This is a genomic window from Olsenella sp. DNF00959 (assembly GCF_001553055.1).
Taxonomy (GTDB): domain Bacteria; phylum Actinomycetota; class Coriobacteriia; order Coriobacteriales; family Atopobiaceae; genus Olsenella_I; species Olsenella_I phocaeensis.
In genome coordinates this window covers 94,621-109,157 of the sequence record NZ_KQ960127.1, presented here as the reverse complement: position 1 = coordinate 109,157, position 14,537 = coordinate 94,621, and the positions used below count along the sequence as shown (strand labels likewise).

Annotated in this window: 16 protein-coding genes; 7 read left to right on the top strand and 9 right to left on the bottom strand. The window is 66.5% G+C overall.

Annotation, left to right across the window (positions count from 1 at the left end; genetic code table 11):
• Window positions 1-43: 43 nt before the first annotated feature.
• From HMPREF1868_RS04180 to HMPREF1868_RS04165, 4 genes are all read right to left on the bottom strand, one after another.
• Entirely contained in the window at window positions 44-277 is a 234-nt protein-coding gene (locus HMPREF1868_RS04180; RefSeq protein ID WP_062530707.1) for a nucleotidyl transferase AbiEii/AbiGii toxin family protein, read from the bottom strand.
• A 3-nt stretch (window positions 278-280) separates the two neighbouring features.
• Window positions 281-886: a type IV toxin-antitoxin system AbiEi family antitoxin domain-containing protein gene (locus tag HMPREF1868_RS04175; RefSeq protein WP_062530705.1), complete on the bottom strand. Its 606-nt coding sequence runs from the start codon at window positions 884-886 to the stop codon at window positions 281-283.
• Between the two features lie 192 nt (window positions 887-1,078).
• Window positions 1,079-1,501: a TOBE domain-containing protein gene (locus HMPREF1868_RS04170; protein ID WP_062530703.1), complete on the bottom strand. Its 423-nt coding sequence runs from the start codon at window positions 1,499-1,501 to the stop codon at window positions 1,079-1,081.
• 192 nt (window positions 1,502-1,693) lie between these two features.
• The gene (locus HMPREF1868_RS04165; RefSeq protein ID WP_062530701.1) at window positions 1,694-2,683 is read right to left on the bottom strand and encodes an AraC family transcriptional regulator; all 990 of its coding nucleotides are present in this window, start codon (window positions 2,681-2,683) and stop codon (window positions 1,694-1,696) included.
• 148 nt (window positions 2,684-2,831) lie between these two features.
• On the opposite strand from HMPREF1868_RS04165, the gene HMPREF1868_RS04160 reads away from it, so the two are divergent.
• The 4 genes from HMPREF1868_RS04160 to HMPREF1868_RS04145 all read left to right on the top strand — a co-directional run bounded on the left by HMPREF1868_RS04160 (window position 2,832) and on the right by HMPREF1868_RS04145 (window position 6,671).
• Entirely contained in the window at window positions 2,832-3,446 is a 615-nt protein-coding gene (locus tag HMPREF1868_RS04160; protein ID WP_156439409.1) for an MptD family putative ECF transporter S component, read from the top strand.
• A complete protein-coding gene (locus HMPREF1868_RS04155; protein ID WP_062530697.1) occupies window positions 3,447-4,151 on the top strand; it encodes an energy-coupling factor transporter transmembrane component T in 705 nt (234 codons plus the stop codon).
• A complete protein-coding gene (locus tag HMPREF1868_RS04150) occupies window positions 4,148-5,626 on the top strand; it encodes an ABC transporter ATP-binding protein (protein WP_062530695.1) in 1,479 nt (492 codons plus the stop codon). The genes HMPREF1868_RS04155 and HMPREF1868_RS04150 overlap by 4 nt, the downstream gene beginning before the upstream one ends.
• 532 nt (window positions 5,627-6,158) lie before the next feature.
• Complete coding sequence (locus HMPREF1868_RS04145; protein WP_062530693.1) at window positions 6,159-6,671, top strand: GNAT family N-acetyltransferase; 513 nt, start codon at window positions 6,159-6,161, stop codon at window positions 6,669-6,671.
• 159 nt (window positions 6,672-6,830) lie between these two features.
• Here HMPREF1868_RS04145 and HMPREF1868_RS04140 read toward each other — a convergent pair whose 3' ends face one another.
• The 5 genes from HMPREF1868_RS04140 to HMPREF1868_RS04120 form a co-directional block, all read right to left on the bottom strand.
• Window positions 6,831-7,646: a class I SAM-dependent methyltransferase gene (locus HMPREF1868_RS04140; RefSeq protein ID WP_062530691.1), complete on the bottom strand. Its 816-nt coding sequence runs from the start codon at window positions 7,644-7,646 to the stop codon at window positions 6,831-6,833.
• Between the two features lie 206 nt (window positions 7,647-7,852).
• Window positions 7,853-8,524 carry a transglutaminase-like domain-containing protein gene (locus HMPREF1868_RS04135; RefSeq protein ID WP_062530689.1) on the bottom strand — a complete coding sequence of 224 codons (672 nt, stop codon included), beginning with the start codon at window positions 8,522-8,524 and terminating at the stop codon, window positions 7,853-7,855.
• 26 nt (window positions 8,525-8,550) lie between these two features.
• Window positions 8,551-9,759, bottom strand: a complete 1,209-nt coding sequence (locus tag HMPREF1868_RS04130) for an MFS transporter (protein WP_062530687.1) — start codon at window positions 9,757-9,759, stop codon at window positions 8,551-8,553.
• A gap of 180 nt (window positions 9,760-9,939) precedes the next feature.
• On the bottom strand, window positions 9,940-11,205 hold the full coding sequence (locus HMPREF1868_RS04125) for a sensor histidine kinase (protein WP_062530685.1): 1,266 nt from the start codon (window positions 11,203-11,205) through the stop codon (window positions 9,940-9,942).
• Window positions 11,202-11,909 (bottom strand): response regulator transcription factor, encoded by a 708-nt coding sequence (locus tag HMPREF1868_RS04120; RefSeq protein WP_009278816.1) that lies wholly within the window; start codon window positions 11,907-11,909, stop codon window positions 11,202-11,204. The genes HMPREF1868_RS04125 and HMPREF1868_RS04120 overlap by 4 nt, the downstream gene beginning before the upstream one ends.
• A gap of 235 nt (window positions 11,910-12,144) precedes the next feature.
• Here HMPREF1868_RS04120 and HMPREF1868_RS04115 point away from each other — a divergent pair, with 235 nt between their 5' ends.
• The 3 genes from HMPREF1868_RS04115 to HMPREF1868_RS04105 are packed head-to-tail and all read left to right on the top strand — an operon-like array spanning window position 12,145 to window position 14,526.
• Window positions 12,145-13,044 carry an ABC transporter ATP-binding protein gene (locus HMPREF1868_RS04115; RefSeq protein ID WP_062530683.1) on the top strand — a complete coding sequence of 300 codons (900 nt, stop codon included), beginning with the start codon at window positions 12,145-12,147 and terminating at the stop codon, window positions 13,042-13,044.
• Window positions 13,044-13,790, top strand: a complete 747-nt coding sequence (locus tag HMPREF1868_RS04110) for an ABC transporter permease (protein ID WP_062530681.1) — start codon at window positions 13,044-13,046, stop codon at window positions 13,788-13,790. The genes HMPREF1868_RS04115 and HMPREF1868_RS04110 overlap by 1 nt, the downstream gene beginning before the upstream one ends.
• A 1-nt stretch (window position 13,791) precedes the next feature.
• Complete coding sequence (locus HMPREF1868_RS04105; RefSeq protein WP_062530679.1) at window positions 13,792-14,526, top strand: ABC transporter permease; 735 nt, start codon at window positions 13,792-13,794, stop codon at window positions 14,524-14,526.
• The last annotated feature ends 11 nt before the right edge of the window (window positions 14,527-14,537 follow it).

The window sequence follows — 14,537 nt, the reverse complement described above, 5'->3', positions numbered from 1 at the left end:
CTCGTCTTCGAGAACCAGTCTGGGGGCAATCCCTAAAGGAACGCTAAAGGCTCGTCGCGAAGTCCAAATCCCTCGTTGCGCGGGCGTCGGGAATGCGCGCAAGAAGCCCGCTTCCACCCTTGAGAACGAATGTCTCGTTGGCGTCAGCGAACACGCGACAGAGGAACCTGTCGCGTAAGGCCTGGCGATAGCCTTCTCCCGGATTCGTGCCCGACTCCCTCGCTGCCTTCTTGATCGCACGATCGAAGGCAGCTGGCGTGCTGTAGACGAAATCCATCCGTCATCCCCTCTTCAGATACGCGTAGAGATCAAAGCCTTTGCCGAATCCGCATTTTGCTGCGCGAGAGTTGACCTCGTCTCCAAGGTCCATAGCGAAATCGGCAAGTTCGGCGTCGCGCAGGACAGAGGCGACCAAGCTCAAGTCCTCTCCGTGGTCGAGCAGGTCGAGAATCGTACGCCTGGGAGTGGTCGTAGGCATCCCAGCCACCATGCATACATCTTCCTTGGGAAGCTGTCGCCTGAGGAACCTCAGGGAGGGATTTCTCGACTGCTTCCTCTTCGGACAGGAAAACGTAATAGGCTCGGGCTTCAACTCACCCAAGCCATGGAGCCATGCAGCAGTCCCAAGAGAGGCTACACAGCCGCTCTCGTCGAAAGGCCTGAGATGTGCGGGAGTCGCCGGATTCGTCGCGAGCCACGCGGCATACACGTCCTCCTCGCGAATCGAGGGAGCAGCCGCGGCCCTGAACACACCCCACGCAACAGGTTCAATCTGGCCATGCGAGGCAAGGCGCGAAAGCGCCATCCTGTCAATTCCGAGCGATGTCGCCTGCGCAGAGGTAAACAGCCCCTTCTGCGAGGAGCTGATGTCGTTGATTATGTTCAAGGCATCCAGCACTTTCATGCTGCAATTATAACATTAAAAAGTTACAATTGCAGCAACTTTTAGGCCCTTGCCTGTCTCCTGCACCTTCCTACGCTTAAGCAAAGCCTCCCCCTCCTGCATCGAGGAGGGGGAGGCTGTCCGAGCCATGTCCCGAGGACGTCCGTCCCAGGCGCGGCTTACGCGAACCGCGCCCTAGTCGACTGCCACGAGGACGTCGGTCGCCTTGATGATGGCGACCGCCTTCATGCCCTCGGTGAGACCGAGCTGCTTGACGGCCTCGTTGGTGATCGACCCGGTGAGTCGGTTGCCGTCGGCGTCCTCGAGCGCCACGGAGGCGTTCACAGCGCCGAGCTGGGCCTTGACGATCGTGCCCTCGATCTGGTTGCGGGCCGAGAGCTGCGGGAGCTTCTCGGTCGCGAACATGACGTTCGTGGCCTTGATGACGGCCTGGCACTCCTTGCCCTCGACGAGTCCGAGCTCCTTCACGGCCTCCATGGTGATGTCGGACTTGATCACGCTCTGGTCGCCGAACGAGATGGTCACGACGGCGTTGACGGCGCCCTCCTGCACTGCCTTGACGGTGCCCTTGATCTGGTTGCGCGCGCTGATCCTCATGATGCCTCGCTCTCTCTCGAAAAACCGAATGCCACTTGGCGGCAAGGTACCCGCCACTGCCCCGGGTGCCGGACCGACGACCGAGCGCCGGCAGCCCCGTGGCGTGGCACCAGCATATCGCCCCGGCATCGAAGGGCACCCGTCTGTGGAGCCTCCCTCCACCCGTCCTCCACCTCCGGCAGGTGCCGGGGCTCAGCGATTGGGCTCGCCGCCCTGGCAGCGCCGGGCGACGACCGACTTCCTGAACTCGCTCGGGAGCATCCCCACCTCGCGCTTGAATACCGCCGAGAAGCGTCCCGCGCATGCGTAGCCGACGGCATGCGCTATCTGCCCTATGGTGAGGTCGTCCCGACGCATCAGCTGCTCCGCCTGGCTCACGCGTCGGCTCTGGACGTAGCCGATGACCGTCATGCCGGTGACGAGCTTGAAGGTCGACTTGAACTTGGTCGGGCTCATGCATGCCATGGCCGCGAGGTCGGGGACGCGCAGGTCCGCCGCGCAATGGTCGTCGATGTAGCACACCACGTCGTGTATGCGCTCGCAGTCGGCGGGACTGGCCGCCCTACGGCTTCCGGGCGCCTCCCGCCTCGTCCTCTCGACGATGAGGCTCATCGCCTCGAGCACCTTGCCCCCGTAGAAGAGCTTGCTGCGGCCCTCGTCGCCCGGCTGGGGCCAGAGCCCCGATAGCAGGGCCTTCATCTCGGGGAACTCGTCGTTGCGACCCAGCGAGACGAAGGCCTTCTCGACGTTGCGGAACTCCCCCTCGTACTCCAGGTCCAGGAAGCGCGCCGAGAACTCCGGGGTCACCTCGATCGAGACGCTCTGCACGGGGATGCCCCCATGGGCGACTCCCCTCCACGGGCCTCCCCCTATGCTCTGGCCCCATATGCTGTTGGGCCTGAGCTTGCGATAGGGGCTGAACTCCTCGCCCGCGATCGACCTGAACCAGGTCACGGTAAGGTACCTGGGCGAATCGAAGTTCATCACGAAGTCGTCCCTTATGACGAAGTCGTGGATGCTGACGCTCCATGGCTCGTCCTCCAGGGAAAGGGAGTGGAACCACCCCTGGCAGCGCTCGTTCCGCACCCGATACGAGCGCCAGAGCGGGCCGAAGCCCTCCGGCGAAGACTCCCTGGAAAACCCCGCGGCGATCAGCGCCCGCTCCTGCAACGTGACCTTCACCGGTCGTCCTTTCCTCCTATGCCGATGGGACGCAAACGAGCGAGGATTGGACGGGAAACCCTCGAACGTGCTGCCGCTTCTCCCGCCCTTGCATACACTCGCAAGAGAAAGTTAGCGTCATATAACATGATATGAAAGGGCATGCGTGATGGAGCAGGAGAATCTGATGACGGGAGGCGGCGGCCTCGCCGCGCGCGACCTTGTCACTACGGGCATCTTCTCGGCGCTCTACCTCGTGTTCATGATGGTGGGGGGCATGTTCTTCGCCTCCAACCCCGTGCTCACGTTCTGGATGCCGGCCGCATCCGCGCTTCTCACCGGCCCCGTGTACCTGCTGCTCGTCGCAAAGGTTCCCAAGCATGGCCCGCTGGTCGTCCTGGGGGTCGTCGAGGGGCTCGTCGTGTTTGCGACGGGGATGTACTGGGGCTGGTCGGTGGCCTGCGTCGTCCTGGGGGTCGTCGCCGACGTCGTCGCGGGCGTCGGGAGCTTCAGGAACAAGGCGCTCAACCTCGTGGCCTTCGTCGTGTATTCCCTCTCGCCCATGGGGTCCTACCTCATGCTCTGGATCGACCCGAGCGGATACGCCTCGTACCTCGTGGGCAAGGGGGCCGAGCAGGCGTACATGGACACGATGTTCTCGGCCGCCACGTCCTGGATGCTGCCGGCGATGCTGGTCGCGACCGTGGCGTGCGCGGTCGTCAGCGGCCTGGTCGGCATGCGCCTCCTGCGCCGCCAGTTCGCGAAGGCCGGGATGACGGCCTAGATGGGGGCGGCACGCCACCTTGACCCGCGCACGAAGCTCGTGGCGCTGGCATGCATGGCCGCCTCCGTGGCCCTCGCCCCGAACATGGCATGCGAGCTCCTGCTCATGGCGCTCGCGGCCTCCTTTGGGGCGGCCCTCGGCAAGGGCGGGACCAGCGTGCTTGCGCTGGCCCTGTATGCGGCCCTGCTCGTTGGCGCGCAGCTCACGCCGCTTCTGGGCAACGTGGCGCTGCGCACCCTGTTCGCCTCGTTCCTTCTCCTCCTGCGCAAGGTGTTCGCGTGCGGCCTGATGGCCTACGCCACGGTGTCCACGACGCACGTGAACGAGCTCATGGGCGCGCTGGCACGCATGGGCGCGCCGCGCAGCGTGACGATTCCCCTTGCCGTCGCCCTGCGCTATGCGCCGACCATACGCGAGGACTGGGGATTCATACGTGACGCCATGCGCATGCGCGGCGTGTCGCCAAGCCCCCTGGGGTTCGCGCGAGCGCCGATGCGCACCATCGACTGCGTCTACGTCCCCCTGCTCATGAGCGCAAGCCGCACCTCCGACGAGCTTGCCATGGCGGCGGTCGCACGAGGCATCGAGAACCCCGCGCGACGCACGTGCTACCTGCACCTTGAGATGAGGAGGCTCGACTTCGTGTTGGTTGCGGGCTTCGCGGCCGTGACGGCAGGCATGCTTGCGCTGAGGCTGGCATCATGATCGCCTTCGAACATGCCTCCTTCACGTATGGAGCGCCGCCCGGCCTAGGGCGGGCGGATGTCGAGGACGTGACGCTCTCCGTGCGGGACGGCGAGGTGGTCGTGCTCTGCGGTCGGTCGGGCTGCGGCAAGTCGACCCTGCTCAGGCTCGCCAACGGACTGGCGCCCCGATTCTTCCCCGGGAGGAAGTCCGGGAGCGTCGCCCTGGATGGCACCGGCGTCGACGAGCTCGCCACCTGGGAGATCGCCCAGAGGGCAGGCTCGCTCTTCCAGAACCCGCGCACCCAGTTCTTTAATGTCGACTCCACGGGCGAGGTGGCGTTCGCGCTGGAGAGCGCAGGGTGGCGCGAGGACAGGATTCGCTCCCGTGCGGGCGAGACGTTCGACGAGCTGAGCATCGTGTCCCTTGCCGACCGCAGCATCTTCGAGCTTTCGGGCGGAGAGCGCCAGAAGATCGCCTTTGCGAGCATCTGGGCGCTGCGCCCCACGAACCTTCTGCTCGACGAGCCGACGAGCAACCTGGACCTGCCCTCGATCGACGACATGGCACGCCTCGTGCGCCACGCCAAGGAGAGGGGCTGCGCGGTCCTCGTGGCGGAGCATCGCCTCTCGTGGCTCTCGGACGTCGCCGACCGATACGTCTACCTGGATGGCGGCAGGGTCCAGCGCAGCATGGAGGCGGCCGAGTTCCTGTCGCTCGACGCGCGGGAGGTCGAGCTCATGGGCCTGCGCGCGCGGGAGGCGGGCGGCATGGTCATTCCGCCGGACGCGCGTGACGATGCGCCTCGCACGGGCCCTCCCCTGCTCGCGGCACATGGCCTCTCGCTCTCCCGCGGTTCCGTCCCCGTTCTGAGAGATGCCGATATCGAGCTGGATGGGGGCGAGGTCGTGGCCCTCGTGGGCAGGAACGGCGCGGGCAAGACCACCCTCTGCAGGTCGCTCTGTGGGTTCGAGCGCAAGGCGGAAGGCGTGGTGGCTGTCGACGGGGCAAAGGCCACGCGCAGGGAGCGGACGCGCATCTCCTCCATGGTGTTCCAGGACGTGAACTACCAGCTGTTCGCCGAGAGCGTCGCCAGCGAGGTCACGTTCGGGCTGCCCACGCGTCGGGCCAGGGACGTCGACGTCTCGCGGCTCCTGTTCAACCTGGGCCTCGGGGGACTTGACGACAGGCATCCCGCCACGCTCTCGGAAGGTCAGAAGCAGCGCCTTGCCGTAGCGGCCTGCGTTGCAGCCGACAAGCGCGTGCTCGTCTTCGACGAACCCACGAGCGGGCTCGACCTGGACGGCATGCGCCGCGTCGCCCGGCTGCTCAAGGCACTGGCGCAGCAGGGCCGTGCGATACTGGTCGCGACGCACGACCTGGAGCTCATCGCCTGCGCCTGCACGCGCTGCCTGTACCTGGAAGGAGGCGTCGTGCTGCCCGTGCCCGCAGAGCAAGGTGAGCTTGGGCGGCTCGTCCACGTCGGTCAAACGTGACGGAACGGCCGAAGCGGCGCTGACGTGCAGCCCGGGCGTAAGGCCGACAACGCCCAGCGCGCCTGCCGCGGCACCGACAACGTCAAACGCGTCTGCCGCAGCGCCGACGACGTCCGACGCGTCCGAAAACTTGACGACGACGTCAAACGCGTCTACTGCAGCTCTGACAACGCCAAACGCGTCCGTAAAATCGCCGACGACGTCAAACGCGTCTGGCCATCGACAAAATCCCTGGTCAGATTCTGTCCCCAGACGCGTTTGACGCTTTCGAACGAAATCCGGACGCGATGGACGCTTTCGAGCAATACCCGAACGCGATGGACGCTTTCGCGGAAGAGACACGCGCCTGCCGCAACGAACGACGCCTTGCTACAATCTGGCAGACAACACATCGAAGGACAGTACGCCGTAGCGTAGGGTGTCGTGGGTCCAGCGGACCCGCAGGCCGCCTGTCAGAGAAGATGCCGGGTGAGCCCGGGTGTCGCGCATTGACGTGTGCGGCACCCGGGCTTCTCACATAAGGGAGAAGACCATGGACGTCACGCTCGAGCCGCTGCAACCACAAGACACCGATGCGTTCGCCGCAGAGATGCAGGAGGCATTCCAGCTTGCCGTGGATGCGGTGAGCGACGACGAGCCGCTCCCCGTGCTGCCCAGGCAGGACATCGACGAGTCCCTCGCAAACCCAGGCGCAGTCGCCCTGGTCGCCACCTGCGAGGGAAGGTGCATCGGTGGCACGGTGCTGTTCCTCGACGAGGAGACTCATGAGCACGAGTGCGCCCTCCTCTACGTCAGGGCGGACGCGCACGGAAGGGGAATCGGAGCCGCACTCTGGAAGGCAATCGAGAAGCGCTACCCGGACGCAGTTGCCTGGACGCTGTGCACACCCTACTTCGAGGTGCGAAACATCCACTTCTACCTGAGCAAGTGCGGCTTCCACATCATCGACCTGGTCAAAGACCCAGAGACGGGGCCAGCGGATGCCAGCGGAAAGGGGAGTCTCATGTTCTCGTTCGTGAAGCGCCTCGACGGACGCTGGGAGTAGGCAAGGTGCACGCGACAAGGAAAGTTGCCTGGCCTTCTCGCAACGTTACGTCCTGAAAAATGTTGTAAATCACAAAATCAAGGACGTAAAAACGATTGATGCAATACTTTTAAGGACGTTAGCCACTGAGAGGACCGTGTCTCACGCTGCCCAAAGGGATCAGGAAAGCCCCAGGTGGACCATCTTCACCATGCCTAGCAGATCCGAGACGCGCATGCTCAGCTTGGTCGAGAGCCTGAGACCCACCTTGCTGACGTGGCAGTAGAAGTTCTCCTCCGCCAGGACGGTCACGTTGCCGCCCACCTTGGAAGCCAGCTCGCGAGCCGAGCCGACGTAGAAGAACATTCGAGCGTCCTCGTGCCCGACCGTCTTCATGTGCTTCTTCCGCATCATGAACATGCCGGACTTGCTCACGGCGTCGAAAAGAAGCTGAATGTCTCCTTTGCCCTGGAGCATGCGAATCAGGCCCAGGACCTGCTCCTCCTCGAAGTAGTAGAACAGCCCGCTCGCCGTGACCAAGAGCGGCGCGCCGGAATGCTCCCTCCTGACCCGCTCGAGCCAGTCCTCCTCGAACGCACTACCGGCTATGTAGTGCTCGCGGCCGGACTCGGGCAGAATCGTCCTGCGGTAGTCGATGACGTGAGGCAGGTCAACCCCATACCACGGGGCATGACCGTCGTCGTCGCGATTGTAGGTCGTCTCGAGACCGCAACCGAGCTGCACGATTACGCCCTCGGGCCTGTCCGCAAGGAAGTCGGCGATGAAGCGGTCCATGTTCGCCGAGCGCACCGCAGAGGCCAGGTATGTGTACTGCGTCTGGGAGTCGTTCTCCACGACCTCCCTAGGAAGATGCGCCTTCAGCTCCAGCGCCTTCCTGTCGTAGAGAATCGACCTGTGGTTCTCGCTTGCGTAGATTCTGCCGAGCATGGGAACGTAGAGGGTGTCCTCCACCACGCCGAGCTGCCTGTCTGCCATGTTCCCGGCACCTCTCTTCCCCACCGTCTTGGCCGTGCGCTGCGACCACATGCACATTCTAGATCTGGAATGCGCACTCTATGGCAAAATCGCAGCTCAGAGGAGAGAGGCGTACATTCCAGCTTTAGAATGCGCACCTCCCGCCCACTTGTCCCCTTGATCGGCAGGCGTTACCAGGAGCTTGCCACCAAGGGCGCCCAGGAAGCTCAGGAATCCCGTATCTTCCTTATGTTGCGGTTCATCAGGTGCCTCCCGAGGTGCCTGTACGCGAGGGCCTTGATTCCCGAGATCTCCTGCCGATGGTCCTGCAGCAGCTCGTCCGGAGAGTCAAACACCCCGAAGTCCTGGACGATGCCCTCGCTCTGTATGTACGTGTCGTTCCTGTCGAAGTCGACGGTCGGGTGCCGGAAGTCCCTCACCGCAACACCGTAGCCGCAGAAGGGGCCGGTGCAGCCCGCGAATCGCCCCTGCAACCCGGACAGGTACCCCCGATCCAGGATGAAGCCCTCGAGCTCGTACCATCTGCCCTCGAAGTGCACCTCTACCCAGCTGTGCAGTATGTGCTGGGGCGCCCTCCTGTAGACGAAGCCGGTCATCGCCCCCTTCTGCAGCTGCTTGTCTATGGCAAAGCCATGGACCCGGCAGGGAATCCCACAGGCACGCAGCAGGGCCATGAGGAGGGTGCCCTTCGTGTTGCATTGGCCGTATCCGTCCTCAAGGACCTTTGACGCCGGGATGCCGTCGTCCACGTTGTATCCAAACGCGACGTCGTCCCTCACGAAGCCATAGATGGCCTTGAGGCGGTCGAACTCGCCGAGCTCCCTCCAGCCCCTGGCCTCTATCAGCTCCCGAATGGACGGGTTCGAGTAGTCCAGCATCGCCGTCTCCTGCAGATACCGACTCGTCACGCGCGCCCACCTCCCCGCTCGCAGGGGGACGACCCCTTCCTGACGGCAAGCGCACAGACGACCAGCACGACCGGGAAGACGACCCCCGCAAGCACCCCCGTCCGCAGGTCGTTGCCGAAGTGCTGGGACACGTTGCCGACGAGCGACGGCCCCACGGACCCGCCCAGGTCTCCCGCCAGGGCGAGCAGGGCGAACATGGCCGTCCCTCCCCTGGGCATGGCCCTCGACGAGATGCTGATGGACCCCGGCCACATGATGCCGACCGAGAAGCCGCACAGCGCACAGCCGACCAGGCCGAGGAGAGGAACGCTGGATAGCCCCGCCAGCAGGTAGCAGGCGAGGCACAGGACCCCGGAACCAACCATGAACATGGTCAGGTCGACCTTCTCGCCGAACCTGCCGTAGAGGGCCCGCGAGAGACCCATCAGGAGGGCGAAGCCGCAGGGACCCGCGAGGTCGCCCACCGTCTTGGACACGCCCAGGGCGGACTCGGCAAACGCGGACGCCCACTGGGCCATCGATATCTCGGACGCCCCGGCGCAGACCATGAGCACGACGAAGAGCCAGAAGGCCCCGTTGCCCAGGAGCTGCCGCACTCCCATGCCCTCCCCGTCCTCGACCAGAGTCTCTATGGGGCAGGTCGCGAAGTTGTAGACGTTGGCCAGCGGGACGACCGCCAGGGCCGCCGCCAGGATTCTCCAGCCCTCGACGCCAAAGAGGGAGAAGAAGGCCGTGGAACCCAGGGCGGTCGCTGCGGACCCCCAGCAGTAGAAGGAGTGGAGGGTGCTCATCACCATGTCCTTGTTGTCGAAGGGGCAGGCCTCGATGATGGGGCTCGCCAGCACCTCGGTAAGGCCGGACCCGACGGCATAGACCGCGACGCAGAGCAGGATCCCGATAAGGTGAGACGGCATCAGGTCCGGAACGACGGCAAGTCCCAGGAGCCCCAATCCGCTCAGCAGCTCGGCAGCGATGACGCAGGGACGGTACCCCACCCGGTCCACCACCTTGGCGCACAGGAGGTCCGTCACCAGCTGCAGGAGGAAGAAGGCGGTCGAGATCAGCGCGAGCTGCGAAAGCCCGAGCCCGTACGTCCTATGGAAGGTCACGTAGAGGAGGGGTGCGAAGTTGGCGCAGATGGCCTGGGTTACGAAGCCCAGGTAGCATGCCAGGAGCGTTCGTCCGTACGCCTTCTTTGGTGGCATGGGCCCCTCTCCCCCCGAAGCTGTGCAGCCGTCACTCCCCTATATCGTCCACAACTGCTGTCAAATTTGGGAATGCAATTCCCAAATTTGACAGGTGAGACCCGATTGTCGTCTGGCGGCAGCCGGGCGCAGCCTCACAGGGCCGACGGCGGCACCCCCCGTCCCTCCCACCCGCACCCGTCATGCACGCCGTGCGACGATCGGAAGCTCCACGGTGCAGCTGCACCCGCCCCGCTCGTCGTTCGCGAAGCCCGCCCGCCCGCCATGGGCCGCGGCGATGCGCCGCACGATGACGAGCCCCAGCCCGTGCTCGGGCAGCTCGTCTCCCGGGCGGTGCCTGAGCGTGGAGAGCGTCTCTGCGCCAAAGCCGCGTCCGTCGTCGCTCACGGTGAGCACGCAGCGTCGTCCGAGCGCCGTCCCGAGCAGCCCGCCGCGCACGTCGAGCGACACCCTCACGTGGCAGCCCTGCGGGTTGTGGCGGATGCTGTTGCCCACGAGGTTCGTCACCATACGCCTCAGCAGAGCCTCGCTGCCCCGCAGGCAGGCGTCCTCGGCCGCCGGGGACACGTCCAGCTCCAGCTCGCAGCCACCCGCTCCCCCGTCCAGGAAGCCTGCCACCACCAGGCGCAGGACCGCCGCAAGGTGCACCTCGCGGGCGTCGACCGGCTCCATGGCGTAGCGCAGGCGGTTCACCGTGTTGAGGTCAGAGAGCAGCTCCGCCGTCTCGCGGGACTTTGCCACGATGCGCTCGGCCCGTGCCCGGTCGGGCCCGTCGAGCCGCTGGCTCCCCGCCAGCTCGCTCGCGTCCGCGACGACCACCGCGAGGGGCGTCCGCACGTCGTGCGAGACCGCCGCCACCCACTCGTTGCGGGCGTTGTCGCGCTGCCTCCACGACCGGCGGGCAAACAGGCGCGCGAGCACGACGAGCACGACGAGGTCGGCAAGGAAGACCACCGGCAGGAGCAGGGCGGTGGCGCCGAGCGACTTGATGCTCGAGCTCACGGAGTACTTCCAGACTGAGTACCTCGGCGCGCCCACCACCACGAGCCCAGCTCCGTACCGCCAGCAGGACACGGGGTAGTCGCTCAGGTACCAGCGCGAGAAGGACGCGACGTCCGCCAGCGCGTACGAGGCGGGCACGTCCGCCGGGACGTCGAGGCCCCAGGCCACCTGGCCGCCCGCGTCGATGAGCAGGGCCCAGCAGCCGTGGTCGCGCAGCGCCTGCGTGACGTCCGCCGAGAGCGCGTAGCTCCCGTCCTGCCCCGTGAGCGCCCGGGACACCTCCTCCGCCTCCGGACCTACGCCCTTGGCGTCCGCGAAGTCGGACGCGACGAGGGAGAGGCCCATGATCAGGACGTTGACCGCCAGGATGGCCGCGGCACCGACGACGCAGGACGCGACGATGCCCAGGCCGCCCCGCACGCGTGCGTGTGCCAGCCCCCTCACCTCGAGCCCCCACCCAAGAGGCGATAGCCCAGGCCACGCACCGTGACGACCCAACGCGGATGGGAGGGGTCGTCCTCCACCTTCTCTCGCAGGCGGCGCACGAGGATCGCGAGGGCGTTGGCATAGCCGAACTCGTCGCCGTAGACGCTGCGGCACAGCTCGTCGGTCGTCACGATGGCGCCGCGACTCTCGAAGAGGCGCTTGGCCAGCGCGTGCTCCTTGGCCGTGAGGGTCGCCGTCACGACGCCGGCGCGTCGCACCTCTCCCGTGGCAAGGTCCACCTCCGCCTCCCCCAGCGCGACCGAGGGCAGCACGTCCTGCAGACGATAGCTGCGCCGCAGGACGGCCGCCAGGCGCAGCAGCAGCTCGGCCGGCAGGAAGGGCTTGGTCACGTAGTCGTCGGCCCCCAGCCCCAGGCCCCGCAGGCGGCTGGCGTCCTCGTCGCGCGCGGAGAGGAACAGCGCCGGCGCGTCGCTCGTCTCGCGGAGCCGGCGCAGCAGGTCGAAGCCGTTGCCGTCGGGCAGCATCACGTCGAGCAGGAACAGCTGGGGCGCCCAGGTGCTGGCGGTCGGCAGGGCCTCGGCGACCGTTCCCGCGCCGCGCGCGTCGCGATAGCCCTCGTGCGCGAGCATCGCGAGCAGCTGCTCGCGCAGGGTGGGGTCGTCCTCCACCACAAGCACCCGTGCCTCATGGATGTCACGCATGTCTCTACCTCCCGTTTTCTCGCATTCTATCCCAGCGGAGGGGCCCCTCCGCGCCATGCCCGCCGTCCCGCCCAAAAACGAAAGGCCCGCGAAAGCTTGGGGACAGCGGCGCGAAAGCGGCGCCGCCTAGCCTTTGTCTTGCGACGCGGGAGGAAATCGGGCCCACGAGAGGGTCCGTCCCACGTAAAGACGCGGCTCTCGCATCGCGCGGAGCACAGCCAAGAAGGGAGAGAAGATGGCCGAACTGGCAATAGCCACGAGCGGGCTCACCAAGTCGTATGGCGGCGTGCGCGTCGTGGACAACGTCAAGCTCAGGGTGCCGGAGGGGTCGGTGTACGGGTTCCTCGGGCCCAACGGGGCCGGGAAGTCCACCACCATGAAGATGATCCTGGGCCTCGTGCGCCCCACGGACGGCAGGGTGGACGTGCTGGGCGAGCACATGGAGAGAAAGAGCCGCCTGGAGGTCCTCGCGCACGTGGGCTCGCTCATCGAGAGCCCGAGCTGCTACAGGCACCTCACGGCCCGCGAGAACCTCGACGTCGTCCGCAGGCTCAAGGGACTCCCCGCCTCCGCGATCGACGAGGCCCTCGAGACGGTGGGCCTGGCCAACACGGGGAAGAAGCTCGCGGGCCAGTTCTCGCTGGGCATGAAGCAGCGTCTGGGACTCGCGGCCGCATTGCTCGGCAACCCCCGGCTCGTGCTGCTCGACGAACCCACCAACGGCCTCGACCCCGAGGGCATCCACGAGATGCGCGCGCTCGTGCGAGCGCTGCCCCAGACGCACGGCACCACGGTCCTGGTCTCGAGCCATCTGCTCGCGGAGGTCGAGCAGATGGCCGACCATCTGGGCATCATCAGCCGGGGCCAGATGGTGTGGCAGGGCCCCCTCGAGAGGCTGCGTGCACGCGCCCGGCGACAGCTTGCCTTCCGCACGACCGACGACGCACGCGCTGCCGCACTGTTGGGGGCCAGCGCACAGGACGGCTGGCTGCTCGCGCCCTTCGCCGGGGACGAGGCGGTGGCACACTCCTCCCTCGCGCTCGCGCGCGCCGGCATCGGCGTCATGCGGATCGAGGAGCGCAGCGAGAGCATCGAGGACCTCTTCCTCGCGCTCACCGAGGGACGGAGGCTGTGATGAGGGCTCTCTCGCTCGAGTTCGCGAAGCTCAGGCGCAAGAACGTGTGGCTCATCTGCCTGGGCGTCGCCGCGCTCTGCCTCATGTGGGTGGCGACCGACGCCGCACGCGCCGCCCAGGGAGCGCCGGACGGGACGGCGTCCCTGCTCTACATGACTCCTCTCGTGAACGCCATCGTCCTGACCCTGTTCGCCGCCGTCGTCTCGTCGCGCCTGTGCGAGACCGACCACGAGGCGCAGGCCCTGAAGGAGCTCCTGTGCCTGCAGCGTCCCGGCTCGCTCTTCGCCGCGAAGCTCGCATGCAGCCTCGTGCTCATCACGGCAACGGTCGTGCTGGAGACCGCAGGACTTGCCATGTTGGCATCGTACAAGGGCTTCGCCGACCAGCTGGGGATCGCAGGGCTCGCGGCCTTCGCCGCCTGCCAGATTGGCCCCACCTTCACGGTGGCCGCCGTCGTGCAGGCAGTCGCCCTGCGCTGGGAGAACCAGTTCGCCTCGCTTGCGCTGGGCCTCTCCCTCTCGCTCGCGGGCCTGTTCAGCCTCTTCTTCCCACCCGCCGTCCAACGCCTCGTACCCAGCGGCTACTTTGGCCTGCTCTCGTGCGTGCGCATGGACTGGGACAGCGTCACGCATGTGACGTCCTTCTACACCGTGCCCTTCGCCTGGGGGGACGCGGCCCTGCTTGCCGCCATCTGCGCCGCGGTAATCGCCGTCTCCGCCGCCTGGTTCTCGAGAAAGGAGCTCTAGCATGAGGACGCAACCCCTGCGCGCGGAGGTCGACAAGCTGCGCCGCGCGCCCATCTGGATCGCCTACGCGGTGCTGCCCCTCATCGCGGCGACGATAGGCACCTTCAACTACCAGCAGAACCTGGGGGTGCTCACACCCGGCTGGGAGAACCTCTGGGCGCAGCACACCCTCTTCGAGCTCTGCTTCTTCCTTCCTGCGCTCGTGGGCGCGGGCTGCTCGTGGCTCATGGGGCTCGAGCATGCGGGGAGCAACTGGAATCAGGTGCTCGCGAGCCCCGTCGCCACGTGGCGCGTCGTCGTCGCGAAGCTCGTGGTGGGCGCGGGCATGCTGGGCGTCGCGCTCGCCGTGACGGGGGCGTTGTTCGTGGCCTGCGGCAAGGCGGTGGGAATCGCGGGTCTCCCGTCTGCCAACTACGTCGTTTACCTGCTGCTCTCATGGATGGGTGGCGTGGCGGTCGTGGCGGTGCAGCTGCTCGTGTCATCGCTCGTGCGCAGCTTCGCGGCCCCCGTGGGAGTGGCGCTCGGCGGCGCCGTCATGGGCCTCCTGCTCACGGCCAAGGGCTGGGGCCTGTGGTGGCCCTGGGCGCTCATGCAGCTGGCGTCGAACAGCAACGGGAGCGGCGCCCTCTCGCCCGCCGAGCTCGCGAGCTTCGTGGCGGCGAGCGTCCTCTTCTCCGCCGCGGCAACCGCTGCCTGCGCCTGGGTGGTCTCGCGCGCCGCGGCTGTGTCGGAATAGGCACAGGAGAT

Excerpts from the sequence above, each read along its gene's own strand:
- HMPREF1868_RS04180 (WP_062530707.1), bottom strand. The coding sequence starts at position 277 with ATGGATTTCGTCTACAGCACGCCAGCTGCCTTCGATCGTGCGATCAAG.
- HMPREF1868_RS04170 (WP_062530703.1), bottom strand. The coding sequence starts at position 1,501 with ATGAGGATCAGCGCGCGCAACCAGATCAAGGGCACCGTCAAGGCAGTG.
- HMPREF1868_RS04160 (WP_156439409.1), top strand. The coding sequence starts at position 2,832 with ATGGAGCAGGAGAATCTGATGACGGGAGGCGGCGGCCTCGCCGCGCGC.
- HMPREF1868_RS04155 (WP_062530697.1), top strand. The coding sequence starts at position 3,447 with ATGGGGGCGGCACGCCACCTTGACCCGCGCACGAAGCTCGTGGCGCTG.
- HMPREF1868_RS04150 (WP_062530695.1), top strand. The coding sequence starts at position 4,148 with ATGATCGCCTTCGAACATGCCTCCTTCACGTATGGAGCGCCGCCCGGC.
- HMPREF1868_RS04145 (WP_062530693.1), top strand. The coding sequence starts at position 6,159 with ATGGACGTCACGCTCGAGCCGCTGCAACCACAAGACACCGATGCGTTC.
- HMPREF1868_RS04140 (WP_062530691.1), bottom strand. The coding sequence starts at position 7,646 with ATGGCAGACAGGCAGCTCGGCGTGGTGGAGGACACCCTCTACGTTCCC.
- HMPREF1868_RS04135 (WP_062530689.1), bottom strand. The coding sequence starts at position 8,524 with ATGCTGGACTACTCGAACCCGTCCATTCGGGAGCTGATAGAGGCCAGG.
- HMPREF1868_RS04130 (WP_062530687.1), bottom strand. The coding sequence starts at position 9,759 with ATGCCACCAAAGAAGGCGTACGGACGAACGCTCCTGGCATGCTACCTG.
- HMPREF1868_RS04120 (WP_009278816.1), bottom strand. The coding sequence starts at position 11,909 with ATGCGTGACATCCATGAGGCACGGGTGCTTGTGGTGGAGGACGACCCC.
- HMPREF1868_RS04115 (WP_062530683.1), top strand. The coding sequence starts at position 12,145 with ATGGCCGAACTGGCAATAGCCACGAGCGGGCTCACCAAGTCGTATGGC.
- HMPREF1868_RS04110 (WP_062530681.1), top strand. The coding sequence starts at position 13,044 with ATGAGGGCTCTCTCGCTCGAGTTCGCGAAGCTCAGGCGCAAGAACGTG.
- HMPREF1868_RS04105 (WP_062530679.1), top strand. The coding sequence starts at position 13,792 with ATGAGGACGCAACCCCTGCGCGCGGAGGTCGACAAGCTGCGCCGCGCG.